This window comes from Candidatus Marinimicrobia bacterium CG08_land_8_20_14_0_20_45_22, assembly GCA_002774355.1.
Taxonomy (GTDB): Bacteria; Fidelibacterota; UBA2242; order UBA2242; family UBA2242; genus 0-14-0-20-45-22.
In genome coordinates this window covers 1-17051 of record PEYN01000118.1, presented here as the reverse complement: position 1 = coordinate 17051, position 17051 = coordinate 1, and the positions used below count along the sequence as shown (strand labels likewise).

The window sequence follows — 17051 nt, the reverse complement described above, 5'->3', positions numbered from 1 at the left end:
CCCGGTCTGAAAATGGATAGAAAATTAAAAATAACAGATCATTTTTTAACAAAATAGCCCCCTAAATTTACCATTAGACCGACAAGTATAAAAATAACCGGTCCGCAGAATGAAGCGACGACCCGCGCTTTGGCATTGAATCGCCACCACCACCATTGCGCCCAGTTGGCGGAGAGTTCCGCCGAACTGAGTCCGAGCATGAAGATCGCGATGTCGATGACATTTGTCGCCTTGGTTGCGACGAGAATGGATAAGCCGGTAATGACAAAAATCACGATCCGCCCGACGACCAAATAATGCCGATCGGTTTGGTTGCGTTTGATGAACCGGCGATAGATGTCGGACACGAAAACCTGCGAGCCGAAGTTGAGGTTCGAGTCGATGGTTGACATGATCGACGCCGCCATTCCGGCGATTGCCAACCAGAGAAAACCTTTTGGCATGTATCGTCCGATGAGCAGACCGAACGCCGTCTCTTTGTTGATTTCTCCGGTATAAAGTCCCGGCCAGCGAACCATCGCGCCGAGCGCGGGCATCGTCAACAATGAGAGCAGAACGAACAATACGACCAATGCCCAGATATAAAACTTAGAGGCTTCGCGGCCGTTTGTGCACGAGAAAATGCGCTGACCTTCCATCGCTCCGCCCATCGGCGCAGCGTCACCGCCATAACCGACAGCAGTTCCGATCATCCATGCAAAAACACCGACGACTCCCAGCATTTCGTTCTGAGAAGGCGGATACCACCGCACGACGTCGGTTCCTAAAGTTGCGACGAGCGACTGGTAGAGTCCGGTCGGCCCGTGAAAATCGATTAGAACTGCGACACAAAGAACGACATAGGAGATCAAGATGACTGCCGTTTGAATGACATCGGTGGAAACGACGCCAATATAGCCGGAAAGGAAAACATAGAGGAGCGTCACCGGAATGATAAGCGAAAATGTCGTTGTCATCGACCAGCCAAGCGTTGGATTCAGGATTTTGTGCAGACCGAGAAGTCCGGCTCCCGTCCAGGCGACGATCGAGATGAACGCGCTCCGGAAAGCGATCCAACTTCGCATCGTCGTCGCTAATTTGCCGGAGAATCGGATTTCATAGAATTCCGGCGATGTAAAGAGATTGAGTTTTTTCCAGAAAACCGCGAACAGAACGGCGGCGATCATCAGTGCAAGGCTGAATCGTGAAATGAAAAACCAGTAGATGAAAAGTCCCGTCACGACTGTCATGCCGCAGTAAGTCGGCGCGACGTCGCCGTTCATGGCAGTGGCGGCGGATGCAATGCCGTTGACCCAGCCGGGAAGTTTCCGTCCGGCAAGGAAATAATTATCGAGTCCTTTTTGCCCGAATTTCCGGAAATAGAAACCGACGGCGAGCATCAGAACGAGATAGCCGAGAATGCCGATAACGTCCCATGAGGCGAGTTTGAGATAATTTGTCATAGTTTACTTAACCGCGGAGGGCGCAGAGAGCGCGGAGAATGCAGAGAAATTCTTTAGCCGCGGATAACGCGGAAAGACACGGATAAATGAGAAGAATAATTCTTGATTTCGGATCATTTCATGTGTTTTGTGATTGTATTTCCAGTATCTTTTTTTATTTATTCGTGTTCATTTGCGGTTAGTTTTGAAGTGCTTTGTGCACGTAATCCCACCAGCCGAAATCGTCGATATGAACCAGATCGAAGATCATCACGCCGTTCGTTTCCTTGAGGCACATCTGGATCGCCCTGACGAACTGTTCCGGATTGTTTTTGTCTTTGTACTGCTGAACGTAAAGCGATCCGTAAAGCGGCGTTACGCCTTTGGTCACGCGCATCGCCAACTTTGCCGAACCTTCTACTGTGTATTCCGGGATCAGCGCGGGACCGATCGCTTCTTCGTTGCTCGCTTTTTGATTTGATTTTTCCTTTTCCAGATCGGCGACGCTCACCGGATAAAAATAGCATCCGGAGAAAAGGAAATCGAGCAGTTCGGCATAACCGGTTTTATGATAATCGGGTAAAGCCCAACTGTATTTCTCGGACGGATCGTACGTCGAACTCGCCCAGTTCACGCCCAGTTCGCTGTATGTCGAATACCACGCGCCAGTGTAAGTCGCGAATTGTTTGCCGGTCGCCTTGACACGGTTTCTCGCTTTTTCAAAGAAATCGTGAATGACGGTTGCCCGCCAAAACAGCCATTCTTTATACAACTTTCCCGGCTTGGTCGTCCATTCGCCTTTGTTGTTCTTTTTCCATGTGAAAATATCTTCCGGCCAATCTTTGACCTTTTTCCCGATAAACTTTTCAAATTCCTGTCGCGAATAATCCGAGAAATCGGAGCGAAGATTGTCGTACCGGCAACGGTCGAGGACGATCCCGTCGAAATCGTACTTCGTCAGCATTTCCTCCATGATTCGAATTTCATATTCCTGAACTTCTGCCAGAGCGGGATTGACGAAAACGGCGAATCCAAAATTGTAATCGGTGGTTTTGACCAAGCCGTTCGACGAATAATGAACGGTTTGCCATTCCGGATGCGACTGATAAACGACGCCGCGTTTGAAATCTTTCCAGCCTTCGGAAAAGACGTTCATTGAAGCGTAAACGGCTAGCTTGTTCTTTTTCGCCTCGCGGACGGCAACAGCGGCAAAATCGAAATCTTTTTCTCGCGTCTTGCCTTTCCACTCGAATATCTGCGGCGCGATCTGGCTCGGATACAATACTTCGCCGGTGATTGGTTTGAGATCGACGACCACGCCTGTAAACCCGGTTTCGGCAATTTTCGCCATGTATTGAACGACCGCCGCGTCGGTGCCGAGTCGTCCGAAATTTGCCGAAGCGTCGAGCCAGAGGAATTTCGGTTTCGGTTGCGTTTCGGCGCTTATGACCATGATCAGAGCGAGTAAAAAGAGGATCGATTTCTTCATGGCAAATTCCTGAAAGATTAAAATTCCCGGCTGAATTCGATGAACGCGCAGACTTCCGACAGTTTCAACCCGCTGACGTTTTCCATCCGAACTGCCATTGCCGGCCAGAGTTCTGCGATGATGAGATGAAATTGCGCGCTGACGCCGAGATGAATCCACGAAACGGGTGAAAATGTGACGACCGCGCCGGCTTTTGCGCCCCAACTCCAATCCGATTGTTTAAATTCCAACAAGGTGTCGATAATGCTGGCGTTCGTGTCACGACAATAGAACGGTTCCCGTCGGTAAAGCCATTTATTTAGTGTGACCGCGCCGGTGACGGCGACATCGATCTTCTTGAAAACGGTGAAGATCGTCTGCTGATAACCGGCCGCCGCCGACTGGATTTTCAAGTATTGATCGACGGAATCGTAGTACATTTTTTCCGTGTTGATCTTGGAAAACGTCATCGGAGCGAATTCGAAAAGAGTTTTGCCTTTTTCGGTGTCTTTCCAGCCGAATCGGATCGTCGGGAAAGTCGTCGGCATAAAGCGCGAATCAAGATTTTTCATCGGGAACGCGGACTGAACGCCGCCGCCGACAAAATATCTTGTTTGCGAAAATCCAGCCGAGATTCCGAAAGCCAGAATGAGGATCGCGAGACAAAAAAGTAGAAACCGTTTATTCATAGAGTTGCTCAATACAGAATTTCCAGTTCGAGATTCGCCTGAACCGAACGCTTCAAGGGAAAATAGTCCGAATCGTGGCGGGTTTTGTAATAATTGGCATAATCGACTGCCAGCGATAAACCGATGTACTGATTGAAACGATAACCGGCGCTGAACGCAAATTCGGACTGAAAAACCCATCCGCTACGCGCGTTGGCATAATTCCGAAAATTGTACTCGTAAGTGTAATCGATCGACGAGAAGTACTTTTGCCATGTCTCTTCGTTGTATAATTGTCGGCGGTACCAAACTGCGCCGCCGCCCGCCCGAAGGCCGAAATGGAGCTTCTTCCAGATCGAAGGCTCGTACTGAACCGTCAGTGTGATCGGTTTGGTTTTTAACGTCTGTTTCGGGTGGATGATCGCTTCGTAGATCGGATCCATCTTCGTGAGCGAGACGACGTTGCCGTAAATCTTCAACCAGTATTGCCAGTTCCAGTTTTTGATGGCGTCGTTCTGGTCGATGGAATAATACAAGTGACTGTTGCTCAGTGAGAACGACAGGCCATATTTCCATTTCCAGTTGGCGGAAATCCGAATTCCGTAGCCGGAAATGTTATTGATAGAAGTATCCGTGCCGGATGCTGATGATTTGACAGCGCTGACACTGATGTTGGATAAATCAAGCGCGTTTAGCGGCGCAACGACGGCAACGATAAGTGCCAGAATTAAGACAATTCTTCCGCTGATATTGAGCAACTTCATCGTCCCAACTCTTTCTGAAAAGAGAAGCGAAAAACGGTTGGGAAGCGACCGAACGGTAACGCGGCTACGTCGAAAATATTTCCTTTCCAGTAAAAACCGGCTCCGAATGACGCATCATCCTCGTCGTAAGGATACTTGTATCCGGCGCGTAAATAGACGGATTGCATAAACCGATACTCGGCGCCGACGTGAATATGTTCGATATTGTCGCTCGGATGCGACAGCTCGGAGGTGATCGTCAGGAAATGGTTGGGATTTTCGAGTAAGTCATACGCGAGGCTCAGGCGGAGTTCAGTCGGCATTTTGAACGTATCGCCGATGAATCGTGCATCGACTCCGAAATTATTGATAAAACCGCCGATCCGTAGTGATCTGAATCCTGTAAAATAGACGACGCCGACGTCCATTAAAACATTGGAAGACGAATAATGATAGATCGTTTCTTCGACCCAATTTAGCCGCAAACCGTAGGCAAATTTGTCGGTAAGTTTCCGCGCGTAAGTCAGTCCGATAGCGACGGATTGCGCCGAATAAGTTCCGAGTTCGCGATATTGCCCAAGTCCCGAGGCTTGTTCCGTGTGCGGAATATTTCCATAGTCTAAATAGTTCAGTCCGACGCCGAAATTGCCGATCGATTTTCCGACATAGCAAAATCCGGCAAGTTGATGATTAATGTCGGCAATCCACGGCGAATAAGTGATACCGACCGAAGATGATGTTTGAAATCCCAAGGCGGCGGGATTCTGGAAAAGCGGTAAAATGCCGATATGATCGATCAGACTTCCGCAGGATTCACCCATCGCGGCGTGCCGCGCAGTCGATGGTATTTTTAAAAATGAATAACCGGCAGTTCCAGTCTTCCGAAAATCAGCGGAAAGATTCGTAGCGAGGGAAAGGATAAACATAAAAGCACTAAGAACACGAAGATTTATATTGAACCTTCGGATGAAATTTATTATTATATTATATCGTCTTTTCATCGGATGATGCTGAACTTTCCGACTAAGGTCTTGCCTTTCGATGTTGGTGATTTGGATTCGATGTAATAGATATAGACGCCGCTCTCGACATATTGTCCCCATTCGGTCACCTGATCCCACGTCGCGGTTCCGATGTCCTCCGTATGATGGATTTCTTTAACCACTTCGCCGCGGACGGTATAAATCCGAATGACACACGGGCTTGGCACGTTGATGAACTGGATGAGATCTTCGTCGCCGGGAGTCGTCCAGCCGGAAGCGATGACAAATGGATTCGGGACGACGATGACCTTTGACAAATCCTCGGACGCCCTTAAGCCGGTGCGGAAAGAGCGCGTCGTCATGTTGACGTATTTGGAACTTTCTTGCGACGGCACGCCGGTCGGATAGAGTGAAGGATTCGGCAGCCAACTTGCATGGCCGGCATCGAACGCGGTCACGGCGTAATAATAAGCCGCGCCCATTGTCACGTTTGTATCGATATAAGTGTACTGATTGGTCATCGAATCAAAGAAATTCGGATCACTTTTAAGCACGACGCCAATGGTATCCCACGGTCCGATCGGCAGATAACTCGAACGATAAACGCGGTAACCATACAGATCGAACGCCTCGTCGCCGGTATAATCTGCGTCGGGAATGGATTCTCCCGCGTCTGACCATTTAATAACGTTGCCGACCTGTTTTTCGGAGAGATGCGATAGCGTGATTTCTGACGGAGCCGCGGGTGGATCGGGGATGTTGTATTTCGTATCAAAATTGTCCTGCGCGCGTTTGGCGAGATTGACCAAAATCTGCTTCCCTTTGGCAATCTGAGTCGATGTCGTTGTTGGATCGACGACGATTTTGTAATCCACGCAACCGACAACTTCAGCGACGGCAATCCGGATGGAATCGCCGGGCGCTAAATCCCACGGTCCCAAAGAAACCATCGTCCATATTCGTGAAGATTGCCAGCGCGAATCGCCCATGAACGTAATGGCATCCGTCGCCTGATATGGATCGCGCAGAACCGCGTACTCCAGTTCCACCGAATTTTTGTTCGTGAACGGAATACTCGCCTGCGTCGGATGCGAAGCCGCCCAGCCGTATTTATTGATCCTGTTCACTCGTCCGCTTGAATCTGGTGAGATGTAGAGAAATTTTAGTCCTGCATAGGCGGGCGCCAGATATTCGCCTGTCTGATCGGGTCCGCTTTTCGCGTCGAAGTCGTATGATTGATTGCCTGTAACTTCTGGAAAATCGGCGGCGTAACCGTACATCATCCGGTTCGTATTGTCCCAGGCCATCCGGTTGTTGCGTGCGCCGGAATTATAACCGGGAAAAACCACCGACCAACCGCGCGCGTTGATCGAAAAACCGTAGAGGAACATGACGTAAGTTTTATGCATTGTCGAATCGCCGACGTTCTTGATCGTATAATCGATGATGATATAATCCTGATCGATTTCGTGCGTGACCCATTGATGGACGTTCCGGGTGACTTTGATCGGAAGGTATCTCTTGATCGTGTAGGGATCAAGATAGTTTGGATTCCACTGAAAGATTGTTTCTGCGGAGAGTTCGCCTTCATTGGAACTCAACTGCTGGAAATAGTTGGTCTTGTCGGGATATTTGAACCGATTGACGCTGGCGATATATTTTGATGTCGATTCGTAGCCGACGGAACCGGCGTAGATGGCGAAGTCTTCACGTCCTTTTACATAACCGCTGTCATTCAATGCACCAATCCAGAATCCGCCGCCAACGTGATGCGAAGGCGCTTCGCCGGTATGACTCGGTATCCAATCCGGCTCGTAGCCGGGATAATCCATTCCGTAGCCCGACCGCGCCCAGTTGCTGAAAGTCGGACCGATTTTGCTCAGATTGAGTGTTTCCCAGAGACGGCCTTCGTTCATAAAGAGGACGCGATCCTGCGATAAGAGAGTCAAAGGAGAAGCAAGGAGAAACAAGGAAAGAATAACCGCGGAGAACGCGGAGATTTTTCTTTTTTTGAAAGTTGAAAATTGATGACGGAAAAGTAGAATTGTGGAAGAATTCTTTAATTTGAAATGTGCCATGTGCAATTTGAAATTTGAAATTGTCATCAAAATCCTATTCCTACGGTAAAAAAGATTTCTCGCGGCGTGTTTCGGTAAACACGGAAATAATTATAATTGTGATTCGGATGCTTGGGATTATCCCATGTCATGCCGGTTTCAACCCATTGTTGCATATCGTCGGTTTCGACGCTGGAATCGAACGGCGTCAGCCATTTGTTGTTGAACAGGTTTTGGATACGGCATGCAAAAGTGAAAATGTATCCGGCGAGTTTAAAATCTTTTGATACGCTCAGATCGGTTGCATACTCAATCGGGTAGCGCCGGTTGTTCGATACGTCGAAGAACTCGTCGTAACTGGTCACGTAGGTAAACGGAATGCCGCTTTTCGCCGTATAACTCATCGCGGCGGTTAGGTTTTGGAACGGATAGATTTTCAGAAAATGGATGCCGGATTTAGTCGGAAACGTATAGGAGACGAAAGCGGAAAACGAGTGTGTTTTATCTTCGCTCGTGATATTGTCGTTGTTGCGGCTGATGTAGATTCGCATATCGTAAGGCGCTTTCGGATCGTCTTCCGCCCAGATTTCAGTCGCTCCATAAGCGCCGGAAGAAGTTCTGGACAGCGAATATTTGAGGCGATATTTCCATCTTCCGGGAGTAATCTTATCTAAAGAAATTTCGATGCCTTTCGTTGCGCCATAGCCGGTATTCACGTACGTTGCCGCGTACGGATCGGTTGCGCTCCGTAAGTAACTGCCCATGCTGAAATGCCGACGAATGTTCACAGTTTGACGCGTACGGTCGTTATAATAAGCGACAATGTCCAACCGGTGCGTTTCCATCAGGCTGTGCTGAATGCCGAATTCGTAGCTGACGGTTTTCCGAAAGTCGAGGTCGGGATTTCCGTACATGATCCAACCGCCCCAGGTCGAACGGGAAATCGTATGCCGGAAGATTGGCATCGCGTAGAAATGCCCATACTGCAAGCGAAAAGCCGTGCGTTCGCCAATTGGAAAGGAGAGACCAAGCCGCGGAGACAGAGCGTAATGCGTCGAAGGTTTTTTGGTTTCGGGATTGCCGACCGATGTCGAACTCGCGCCGTCGGTGCCCTGATAAAACGGATAATATTCATCGACCGGCATATCTAGATTCATGTTGTAGCCTTCAGCCCGGACGCCGATGTTGGCGATTAAACCCTTGTATTCCATTTTATCCTGAAAGTAGGCGGCGAAATAATACGGCGCGGCTTCGTACCATTCTGCAAAACCGGATTTGTAAATGAACGCGTTGGCATAGACGCTGGAAACGGAATTGTAGTGCATATTCCACTGCGTTCCATGAATGCCTCCCTTTAAATGATTCAACGAACTGAATTGATGTGTGAAATCGCCTTTGAATGCCCAAGTGTGTGTTCGTGAATCCTGATTGTAAAGCGTTCCCGACGGATCCCAAACAAGCCGCGTATAATCTTCATCCCAATCGCCTTGAGGAACCTGTACGGTCGTGGAAAGAGGAACGGTGTTCATTTCATAACGTTCGTATGTGTGTGAAAATGTCGCTTCGTAGAACGTTTCCGATCGCGGAACGTAGGTCATCGTCATGGATTGAATCCACGAGAATTCGTCCTTTGGCGCAACAGTGGAAAGTAGATATTTTTGCTGACCGGTGTGGAACGAGACGTTGCCGACCGGCGACGCCCAGCGAATATCGTCACTACCGGAAAAAATCCCGCCGCGACTATGCTGATATTGCGTCATCGAACGAAGTCGGAATTTTTCTGTGAATTTGGAAACGGTGGTCAGATTGAAATTTTCGTACAGCGTTGTCTTCTCGTAAGTGGGCAAACGCGTCGGTTTGTCGCGGCGTTCGCCCGATAGGAAAAACGTCCAGCCTTGCAATTTTCCGATCGGTCCGCCGAATCCGAACATGGTGCGGACGTACGGAATGTCCCGGTAATCGTAAACGCCGAGGTTGTTATTTCCGTTCTTTGTTGTGGCCGTTTTCCACTGTTTTCGATAAATCGGAATCGAATCACTTCCGGTGTATAAACAGCTATCGATAACCCAATCGTAGCCGGTGATGAGATCGACATTTGCGTCTTCGGGCGTGTGTGTTTTAACCCATGTATTGTAATAATTCGCCGCCAGTGAATCGCGAATAGAAACGCTGTACGGCAAATATTCGCTAGTCGTTTCGTCGTATGTAAAAAGATTATACGGAACGCCGTTGCTCGAATATTCATTTCCGATCTGTTCGCTTTCCGGCAGTTGGAACTCATCGGCATTAAACCACGAATTTAGGTTTCCCCACTTTTGCCATTCGAAATTATTCTTGCTGTACAAATAATCGCCGAAATGATATTTCCCGGCGGGGCGAACTTCGATTCGAATATCGCCATGAAATTTCACGGTTCCTTCTTTGGTAGCAACTTTCACGACGCCGGATTGCGCATTGCCGTATTCCGCGCTAAATCCGCCCGAGATCAGTTCCATTTGCTTGACGCCGAGCGGATTGAAGTCGAATTTCCACGAAGTGTTCGATTTCTCGCCCATATAATTCGTGCCGGGTACGCCGGAGTTTGAATTTTCCTGCGTGACGCCGTCGATCATGAAATTGATGTCGAAACTTCCGCCGCCGCGTAGGGAATAAGTTCCATTGGCGTTGCGTTCGAGGCTCGTGTTCAGGTCGAGAACATCGCGTAAACCCTCCATCGGGATTTCCTTCATTTCATCTGATTCGATACTCGACGAACTGAAGGTTTTATCCTTATCGACAACCGGTCTTTTCGCGGTGACGACGACTTCCTGAGTTTCGATGCCCTGAACTTTCATCGGAACATCTACAAAGGTCGTTTTATCGATACTCACGCGGACGTCGTTGATCGTCAGCGGCGCGTATCCGATAAAGGATATTTTGAGCGTGTATTTGCCGGGATAAATGCGCATGATTGCAAAGTTTCCTTCGAGATCGGTCGCGGAGCCTGTTTCCAATTCGGCAACCATGACATTGGCGCCCGGCAACGGCATACCGGTATCGGCATCGATGACGCGCCCGGAGATTTTCCCGGCGGTTTGAGCAAAGATTGTCGAAGTGAACAGAACGGAAGAAAATATCAAGAAGAGAAGATATTTCCGTTTCTTGTTCAAGATAATCGCACCTATTTCACCAGCGCCATTTTACCGACCTTCTGTTTTCCGTTTGAAACCACGCGATAAATATAAAAGCCTGATTTCAAATCCCCAAAATCTAAACAGACTTTATTCCGTCCGTCCGGTTGATTTTTCAGATTAATATTTCTGACTTCCCGGCCTGTGAGATCGAAAACTTCGATGTGAACATCGCCAGGTTTGGGTAGAATGAACGCCAGCGTCGTTTGCCCGTTGAACGGATTGGGATAGTTTTGAAGCAATGAAAAGACTTCGGGAGTCGGTGTGGACATTTCGACTTCCGAATAAAACGTCCGCTCGATTTTAACGGCGTCGGCTACGACCCAGTGATCGGATGTATTTATCGATAGATTGTGCAACTTAACAACGATGTTAACGCTTTTTTCCGCCCATGTGATCGACAGCGGACAACCGTTTGGATAATGAATTCGTTGGTTCACGCGCGTCGTATCGAATGCCGTACCGTTTTTAACGATATAGCAGGCGTCGTCGGCAAATTCCGTAGAGTCGGGGAAAATCGCCGTCACCTGATAATAGCCTGTTTCGGGTGCGGGATAGCGCCAGTAAACGCGCTCGGTTCCATCGCCGCAAGTCGCTTTTAAATAAGAACTGCCAACTGCATTTGGATCAGTGACTTCCGTCCAATTAAGAGATTGTTCATAGAAAAGATTACTTGAATTATCAATTAGTTCGGAAAATCCGGATTGATATTGAAAATTGAAAGTCACCGTATCGCTCAGATTTCCTTCGGAATCCCGGAGATTCCACGCGCTGAGGCGGTAAGAAATGCCTGTCGTGAGAGAATCACAGACAAAGGTTAAAACGGATAAATCATTCAAATCCGGGGTTACTTTACGGATCGCTATGGAAGGTGAAATGAAAAATTGCGCGATGTCAATCGATGTCGTGTCGAGCACTCGGTCGAACTGAACGGAAAGGCGCGTCGGCGTCGTCGGAAATCCTTCGACGATATTGAATGGCAGAACGCGCGTCAATTTTACCGCATCCGCCGCAAAACCATTTGAATTCGACGACGAAACGATCACCTGAACCGCGTCGTCATAGTTCAGTTGAAAATATCCGAGACTTGCCCATTCGCCGAATGCTTTTTCGGCAGTCAGGAATTTTGTCGTCGTGTCGTCGTTGGTGACGATTTGATATGTCCAATCGATCGCCGATTGCCATTCGGAAGGAAGGAATGTGCTCAGCGCGAACATTCCCGAAACATATAATGTAATATTCCACCTGAAATAACCGTCGTCGCTTCCGGTTTTAAAAGTTCCGTTCCAGCCGCCGGAATTGGAAGTGACGCCGGAGCCTGAGATATAGGTTGTCGAATTATCGTCGATGATGATCTGATTACGCGGCGTCTGAATCGGATCGTCGAAAACCTCTGTCTCAAAATGCGATAAATTGGTTTCATTCAGATAGCCGTAGTACCAAACGGCGCCGCCGGGCATTTGCCGGTTACGCGTGGCGTTCATGATCGTCGAAATTTGCGTATTAGTCAGTCCGTCGATGTTGAATCCGGGAATGATTCTCATAGGCGAAGCGTATTCGCTCAGGCATCTGCCGAGCCAGTAATCGAAACTGTCCTGCAATCCGTACAGCATCGGCGATACAAAATCGATGGAATGCTCGCGGCACCACGTCGGCCAATCCTGCATTTTATCGTCGCTACCCGAAAGCATGTACGGCGGCGCGACAGCCGCCGAGACAACGAGTTTCGGATTGATCACTTTAACTGCCCGATAAATTTTGTTTGCGACGTCGCTCGTCTGGCGTTCGCGCCACTGAACAAATGCCGCCCATTCTACACTCGATGTGGAAATCGTCAGCGGATCGGAACCGCCGGTTTCCCGCATGTAAGCGCTTCGTGTTGTATCCGAAAATGAAAAATCGGTATTTGGATATCGGATTCTGTCCATTTCGATGCCGTCGAGTTCCGGATAATTACGTGCGGCTTCTTCGACCAACTCGACGATGAACTGCATGGCGCTGTCATTCGCCGGATCAGCCCAGAACTGGACAGTTCCGTACATCGCGTCTTTGTTATAATTACTGCCGTTTCGTTTGGTCATGAGCCAGCCGGGATGCCGGGATAATATCGGACCCGAATAGGTCGTGTCGCCATAAGTGACGTAAAGCCAGAGACCGTATTCGAACCAGAGATGAATTTCCAGACCGATCTGATGACCTTCTTCAATGGCGACCTGTAAAGGATCCCAGCCTTCAAATTCAGACAACTGCGTCGTGCCGCCGTAATTCGCCAAGACCTGTGATGGATAGATCGTTGAACCTTTGTACCAGTTATTGACGAAAACCGCATTGAATCCGGCGTTCTTGAGGTCGATGAATGCGTTGCGAATGGATTCTCGTCCTAATTCGAGAACGTCGCGACTCAGCCAGACCGTGCGGTATTCGGGGAAAAGCGTCTCGGTTCGTCCCTGCGTCAGGTACAACAGAAAAGAGATAAAAAGCAGACGCAAATGTCTGCGCGTCGATTGGATCATCAAAAACTATCGGTCTAAATGAACGGTTCGGTTTACTTCAGAAAAGCCAGTTTTCCGCTCCGGCGTCCGAAGTCCGTCGTTATGTGATAAATATAAATTCCGGTCGGCATTCCTTCGGCGTTTATCAAGATCGCATGTCTGCCGGACGATGTGTAATTCACGGTCTGCGTCCGGATTTGTCTGCCTTTCAGATCGAAAATGTCTATCCGAACGGTTGACGCTTTTGGCAGATCGAAGGAAATCGTCGTGGTTGGATTGAACGGATTTGGGAAAGCCGGATAAAGACGAAATTCGTTTGCGACTGCTGAACGATCTTCACGCACTTTTACCGCGTTGCTCTGAAATGTAAAGCACTTGCGGGCTTCTGTGTCGATCACGTAAGCGATTCCTTCATTCGGGCTTAGCGCAACGTCTTCGGGAACGCCTAACGGCGCGCCGAGCGGATCGGCAATGTCTTTGCTCGTACTGCTCGGAAGTTCCACAACCTGCGTCGCCCAGTTGCCGGAAACCTCGAAAACCTTCACCCAGCGGCGGGAAGTATCGGTTCCGACCGCCCAGAGTCTGCCCTGCGAATCGAGCGTAATGCCGTTCGGAACGTAACTCGTCCACTTCAGGAAACTGTCGGCGTCTTCCAGCGAAACACAGGAATAAGTCGACAGTGAATCCTGTCTGCCGCCGGTCCATTTAGTAACACCTCCTGTACTGCCGCCTTCGGGTAAACTATTTCGTGAAGTATAAACCGGTGTTTCGGGATCATAATAATTTCCGCCCGGTAATGTCGCAACATCGCGGATCACATCGTTGCCAGAGGGTGCGGGACCACCCGGATCGACTGCGGTACATTCCTTCGAAATATATATACCGACAGGTGATAATTTTCCTGAAAAATCATATCCGCGGATTCTTGGACCTAGATAGCCGATACCGCCATAAATATATCGATCTTTGGTTCCCGCTATTCCAAAGATATAAGTGCCATAACCGGGGATGGAAACCGTCGGCGTGCGGTATTGGATTCGTTCGGTGAAATTGCCGTTCGGATATCGAAACATTGATGAAACGTATGTTGTTGTTGTCTTAACCGCGACGAAGATATCGTTTCCTATTGCCGTGACTCCTCGCGCAGAGTTAACATCGACGTCATCAGTATAATCGTCAATGAGTGTAAAAACGGTATCGCCGGGCGCGGCTTTGTAGAGTGCGTTAATCGCGTGAAGTGAAGTGGATGTGGAAGAAATGACCCACAGGTTGCCGGTCGAATCGACCGTGCAGAGAAAAGGGTTGGCGAGTGAATCTTTTTCGGCGAATTCGATGTCCATCGACGGTTCATATTCCCAAGTCTCCTGGGAAAACACAACGGTCGCCAAGAACATGAAAATTAGTATTACTTTGGTAATCGGTCTCATTTTTACTCCTCTGTCAAATACGAAAGGAATGTATTAAAAAACCGTCATGGAACCAATAGGAAAGGTTAGGCGGTGTGGAAGAATAGAAGATTGGAGATTGAATCAAAGTAAACCGAATTTACGGAGTGAAAAAAACTCCTTGTTTTTGAAATAACGATAATTAAATTAAAGCAAAAGTCAGTGATGGATGTCCCGGAAAAATATTAAAAGTCTGTTCATGGATTCCGTTTTAAGAAACAAACCACGCTCCGAATATCACGCAACCAGTTCGATGACCATAGGCGAAAGCCTGACAACACATTGCGCAAACCAAAAAGTCCATGGCGAAGTCTTACAACTCCGTGGCGCAAACCCAAAAGCGCATGGCGAAGTCTTACAACTCCGTGGCGCAAACCAAAAAGTACATGGCGAAGTCGTACAACTCCGTTGCGCAAACCAAAAAGCGCATGGCGAAGACCTGCAACTCCGTGGCGCAAGCAAAAAAGCGCATGGCGAAGACTTACAACTCTATTGCGCAAACCAAAAAGCGCAGGAATCTTTTTTCAAAATAGAAAATCCAATAGACGACTGGATATTAACAGAATAAAAAAAGGAGGAAACATGTCAAAACAATTGGATTATTCGTTTCAGGATGCGAGCGTTCTTGCCACCACAACCCGCAGACACTTCGATCAGTTAGCGGCATACAAAATCGATGAGGCTTTCGTTGCCGATTTTGAGGCAAAAGCCGGTACGCTGAGGGCAAAAGAGGTCGCCTACAATGACGCCAGCAATGACTATGATCAGAAGACTGCCGTTCAGAGAGTGCAGATCGCGCGCGCCCTCAAAGTGGTAGCCCGGTACAAGAAGGCTTCTCATGTCATTTTTTTAGATGATGCGGTGACCCGGAAGGAGTTCGGCGTTGGAGAAAAAGGCACGAAAAGCGTCAAGACTCTGACGACTCAACTCTCTCATCTGAAGAGCGTCGTCGATCAACGGAAAGAGGCCGTTCTGAACGCGGGGATCAAGCAGGAGGAGATCGATGAGATCGGCGCCTGTCTGACCGATCTGATTGCCGCCGATAGCGCACAGGAAGACGCTCTGCGACTGAGGACGACGCTCTATGATGAGGTCATGGCAGGTCTGAAGGAACTTGAAAACATCAAGCGGAAGATCCGGAAAACGGCCGATCTCTGTTTTATGGATAACAAGAGTGTTCTCGCCGAATTTAGATCAGTCGTTCCGCCCTATAAGGCCAAAACGACGACAACAACCACGGAAACCGGAACGAATCCGTAGATGTTTTGAATTGAAAACCTCCCGGGGGTTTGGAACCTCCGGGAGGCTGGATTCCTTTTCTTTTCTCTACCCTGTTTCTTATATTCTGGCGTTTAGTAAAATGATGAGAATTCAATGAACTCGCCTTATTCCAAACAGGTCTATTCGTACCAAAGGACAATCTCATGAGCACAGACTTAACCTTTATCACCAATGAAAAAAACCAAAATCTGAAAGATAGATTTGAAGTTTTAATTAAGGATACGACTTTTTTCGATTGCCTGGTTGGATACTTTTATACCAGCGGATTTTATGCAATATATCCATCACTTGAGAAGACGGAAAAAATCCGTGTTCTAATTGGTATTTCCACGAACCGACATACAATCAACTTATTAAACATCGCCAATAAATCTTCCCAGCAGGAAATTCAATTTTCTCATGCTGAAACAAAGGAAGTGGTCGGAACACTGGTAGAACAAGAATTAGCAGATTCAGAAGATGATCAGAAGGTTGAAGAAGGAGTCAATAAGTTCATTGAGTGGATCAAGAATAAAAAACTGGAAATCAGGGCATATCCTTCACAAAACATTCACGCTAAACTTTACATCATGACATTCGCTGAAGGCGATCGGGACACTGGCAGAATTATTACAGGTTCAAGTAACTTCACGCAGGCTGGATTAATCGATAATCTGGAATTTAACGTTGAGTTAAAAAACCGTGCGGACTATGAATTTGCCAGACGAAAATTTGAAGATTTATGGAAAGACTCCGTTGAAGTTAGTGAGCGATATATTCAAACGATTCAAGATAAAACATGGCTAAGTCAAAACATTACGCCATATGAACTCTATTTGAAATTTTTATACGAGTATTTTAAGGATGAGTTAAATCTAATCGAGGACATGTTCTTAAAGTATCTTCCAACGGAATTTAAAAAACTCGAATATCAAATCCAGGCAGTTTTAAACGCTAAAAAAATCCTGCTGGAATATGGTGGCGTATTTATTGCGGATGTCGTCGGCCTGGGAAAAACCTATATCTCCGCCATGTTGGCCGGACATATAGACGGCCGGACGCTGGTAATTGCGCCGCCGATGTTGCTGGATAAAACCAATCCCGGTAGCTGGCCGAATGTATTCTCTGATTTTCATGTATCAGCAGATTTTGAATCTCTCGGTAAATTGGATGATATCCTCTACAGAGGAACGGAAAAATTTACGAATATCATTATCGATGAAGCACATCGCTTCCGCACCGAGACAACGGTTACTTATGAAAAACTAGCTGAGATTTGTCGCGGAAAACGGATCATTTTAGTAACTGCTACTTGTCACATAGCACAACATCGTTAACAGTTCC

The 17051-nt window shown here is 47.9% G+C and carries 12 protein-coding genes; 3 read left to right on the top strand and 9 right to left on the bottom strand.

The window, feature by feature from the left end; translation table 11 throughout:
* Positions 1 to 38: 38 nt before the first annotated feature.
* The 9 genes from COT43_06665 to COT43_06625 form a co-directional block, all read right to left on the bottom strand.
* Positions 39 to 1442, bottom strand: a complete 1404-nt coding sequence (locus COT43_06665; GenBank protein ID PIS28284.1) for a hypothetical protein — start codon at positions 1440 to 1442, stop codon at positions 39 to 41.
* 178 nt (positions 1443 to 1620) lie between these two features.
* Positions 1621 to 2910, bottom strand: coding sequence for an S-layer protein (locus COT43_06660; protein ID PIS28283.1), 1290 nt, complete (start codon positions 2908 to 2910; stop codon positions 1621 to 1623).
* A 17-nt stretch (positions 2911 to 2927) separates the two neighbouring features.
* A complete protein-coding gene (locus COT43_06655; protein PIS28282.1) occupies positions 2928 to 3578 on the bottom strand; it encodes a hypothetical protein in 651 nt (216 codons plus the stop codon).
* 8 nt (positions 3579 to 3586) lie between these two features.
* On the bottom strand, positions 3587 to 4321 hold the full coding sequence (locus COT43_06650; protein ID PIS28281.1) for a hypothetical protein: 735 nt from the start codon (positions 4319 to 4321) through the stop codon (positions 3587 to 3589).
* Positions 4318 to 5226: a hypothetical protein gene (locus COT43_06645; GenBank protein PIS28280.1), complete on the bottom strand. Its 909-nt coding sequence runs from the start codon at positions 5224 to 5226 to the stop codon at positions 4318 to 4320. Before COT43_06645 ends, COT43_06650 begins: the two co-directional genes overlap by 4 nt.
* Positions 5227 to 5297: 71 nt before the next feature.
* The gene (locus tag COT43_06640; protein ID PIS28279.1) at positions 5298 to 7388 is read right to left on the bottom strand and encodes a hypothetical protein; all 2091 of its coding nucleotides are present in this window, start codon (positions 7386 to 7388) and stop codon (positions 5298 to 5300) included.
* Positions 7388 to 10489 (bottom strand): hypothetical protein, encoded by a 3102-nt coding sequence (locus COT43_06635; GenBank protein ID PIS28278.1) that lies wholly within the window; start codon positions 10487 to 10489, stop codon positions 7388 to 7390. The genes COT43_06640 and COT43_06635 overlap by 1 nt, the downstream gene beginning before the upstream one ends.
* 11 nt (positions 10490 to 10500) lie before the next feature.
* Positions 10501 to 13023 carry a hypothetical protein gene (locus COT43_06630; protein ID PIS28277.1) on the bottom strand — a complete coding sequence of 841 codons (2523 nt, stop codon included), beginning with the start codon at positions 13021 to 13023 and terminating at the stop codon, positions 10501 to 10503.
* 32 nt (positions 13024 to 13055) lie between these two features.
* Positions 13056 to 14429, bottom strand: a complete 1374-nt coding sequence (locus tag COT43_06625; protein PIS28276.1) for a hypothetical protein — start codon at positions 14427 to 14429, stop codon at positions 13056 to 13058.
* A 217-nt stretch (positions 14430 to 14646) separates the two neighbouring features.
* On the opposite strand from COT43_06625, the gene COT43_06620 reads away from it, so the two are divergent.
* The 3 genes from COT43_06620 (at position 14647) to COT43_06610 (ending at position 17044) form a co-directional block, all read left to right on the top strand.
* Positions 14647 to 15015: a hypothetical protein gene (locus COT43_06620; GenBank protein PIS28275.1), complete on the top strand. Its 369-nt coding sequence runs from the start codon at positions 14647 to 14649 to the stop codon at positions 15013 to 15015.
* A 14-nt stretch (positions 15016 to 15029) separates the two neighbouring features.
* Positions 15030 to 15707: a hypothetical protein gene (locus COT43_06615; protein PIS28274.1), complete on the top strand. Its 678-nt coding sequence runs from the start codon at positions 15030 to 15032 to the stop codon at positions 15705 to 15707.
* A 164-nt stretch (positions 15708 to 15871) separates the two neighbouring features.
* On the top strand, positions 15872 to 17044 hold the full coding sequence (locus COT43_06610) for a hypothetical protein (protein PIS28273.1): 1173 nt from the start codon (positions 15872 to 15874) through the stop codon (positions 17042 to 17044).
* The last annotated feature ends 7 nt before the right edge of the window (positions 17045 to 17051 follow it).

What these genes read in the sequence shown, in the direction of transcription:
- COT43_06665 (PIS28284.1), bottom strand. Translation starts at nt 1,442, where the DNA reads ATGACAAATTATCTCAAACTCGCCTCATGGGACGTTATCGGCATTCTC.
- COT43_06660 (PIS28283.1), bottom strand. Translation starts at nt 2,910, where the DNA reads ATGAAGAAATCGATCCTCTTTTTACTCGCTCTGATCATGGTCATAAGC.
- COT43_06655 (PIS28282.1), bottom strand. Translation starts at nt 3,578, where the DNA reads ATGAATAAACGGTTTCTACTTTTTTGTCTCGCGATCCTCATTCTGGCT.
- COT43_06650 (PIS28281.1), bottom strand. Translation starts at nt 4,321, where the DNA reads ATGAAGTTGCTCAATATCAGCGGAAGAATTGTCTTAATTCTGGCACTT.
- COT43_06645 (PIS28280.1), bottom strand. Translation starts at nt 5,226, where the DNA reads ATGTTTATCCTTTCCCTCGCTACGAATCTTTCCGCTGATTTTCGGAAG.
- COT43_06640 (PIS28279.1), bottom strand. Translation starts at nt 7,388, where the DNA reads ATGACAATTTCAAATTTCAAATTGCACATGGCACATTTCAAATTAAAG.
- COT43_06630 (PIS28277.1), bottom strand. Translation starts at nt 13,023, where the DNA reads ATGATCCAATCGACGCGCAGACATTTGCGTCTGCTTTTTATCTCTTTT.
- COT43_06625 (PIS28276.1), bottom strand. Translation starts at nt 14,429, where the DNA reads ATGAGACCGATTACCAAAGTAATACTAATTTTCATGTTCTTGGCGACC.
- COT43_06620 (PIS28275.1), top strand. Translation starts at nt 14,647, where the DNA reads ATGGATTCCGTTTTAAGAAACAAACCACGCTCCGAATATCACGCAACC.
- COT43_06615 (PIS28274.1), top strand. Translation starts at nt 15,030, where the DNA reads ATGTCAAAACAATTGGATTATTCGTTTCAGGATGCGAGCGTTCTTGCC.
- COT43_06610 (PIS28273.1), top strand. Translation starts at nt 15,872, where the DNA reads ATGAGCACAGACTTAACCTTTATCACCAATGAAAAAAACCAAAATCTG.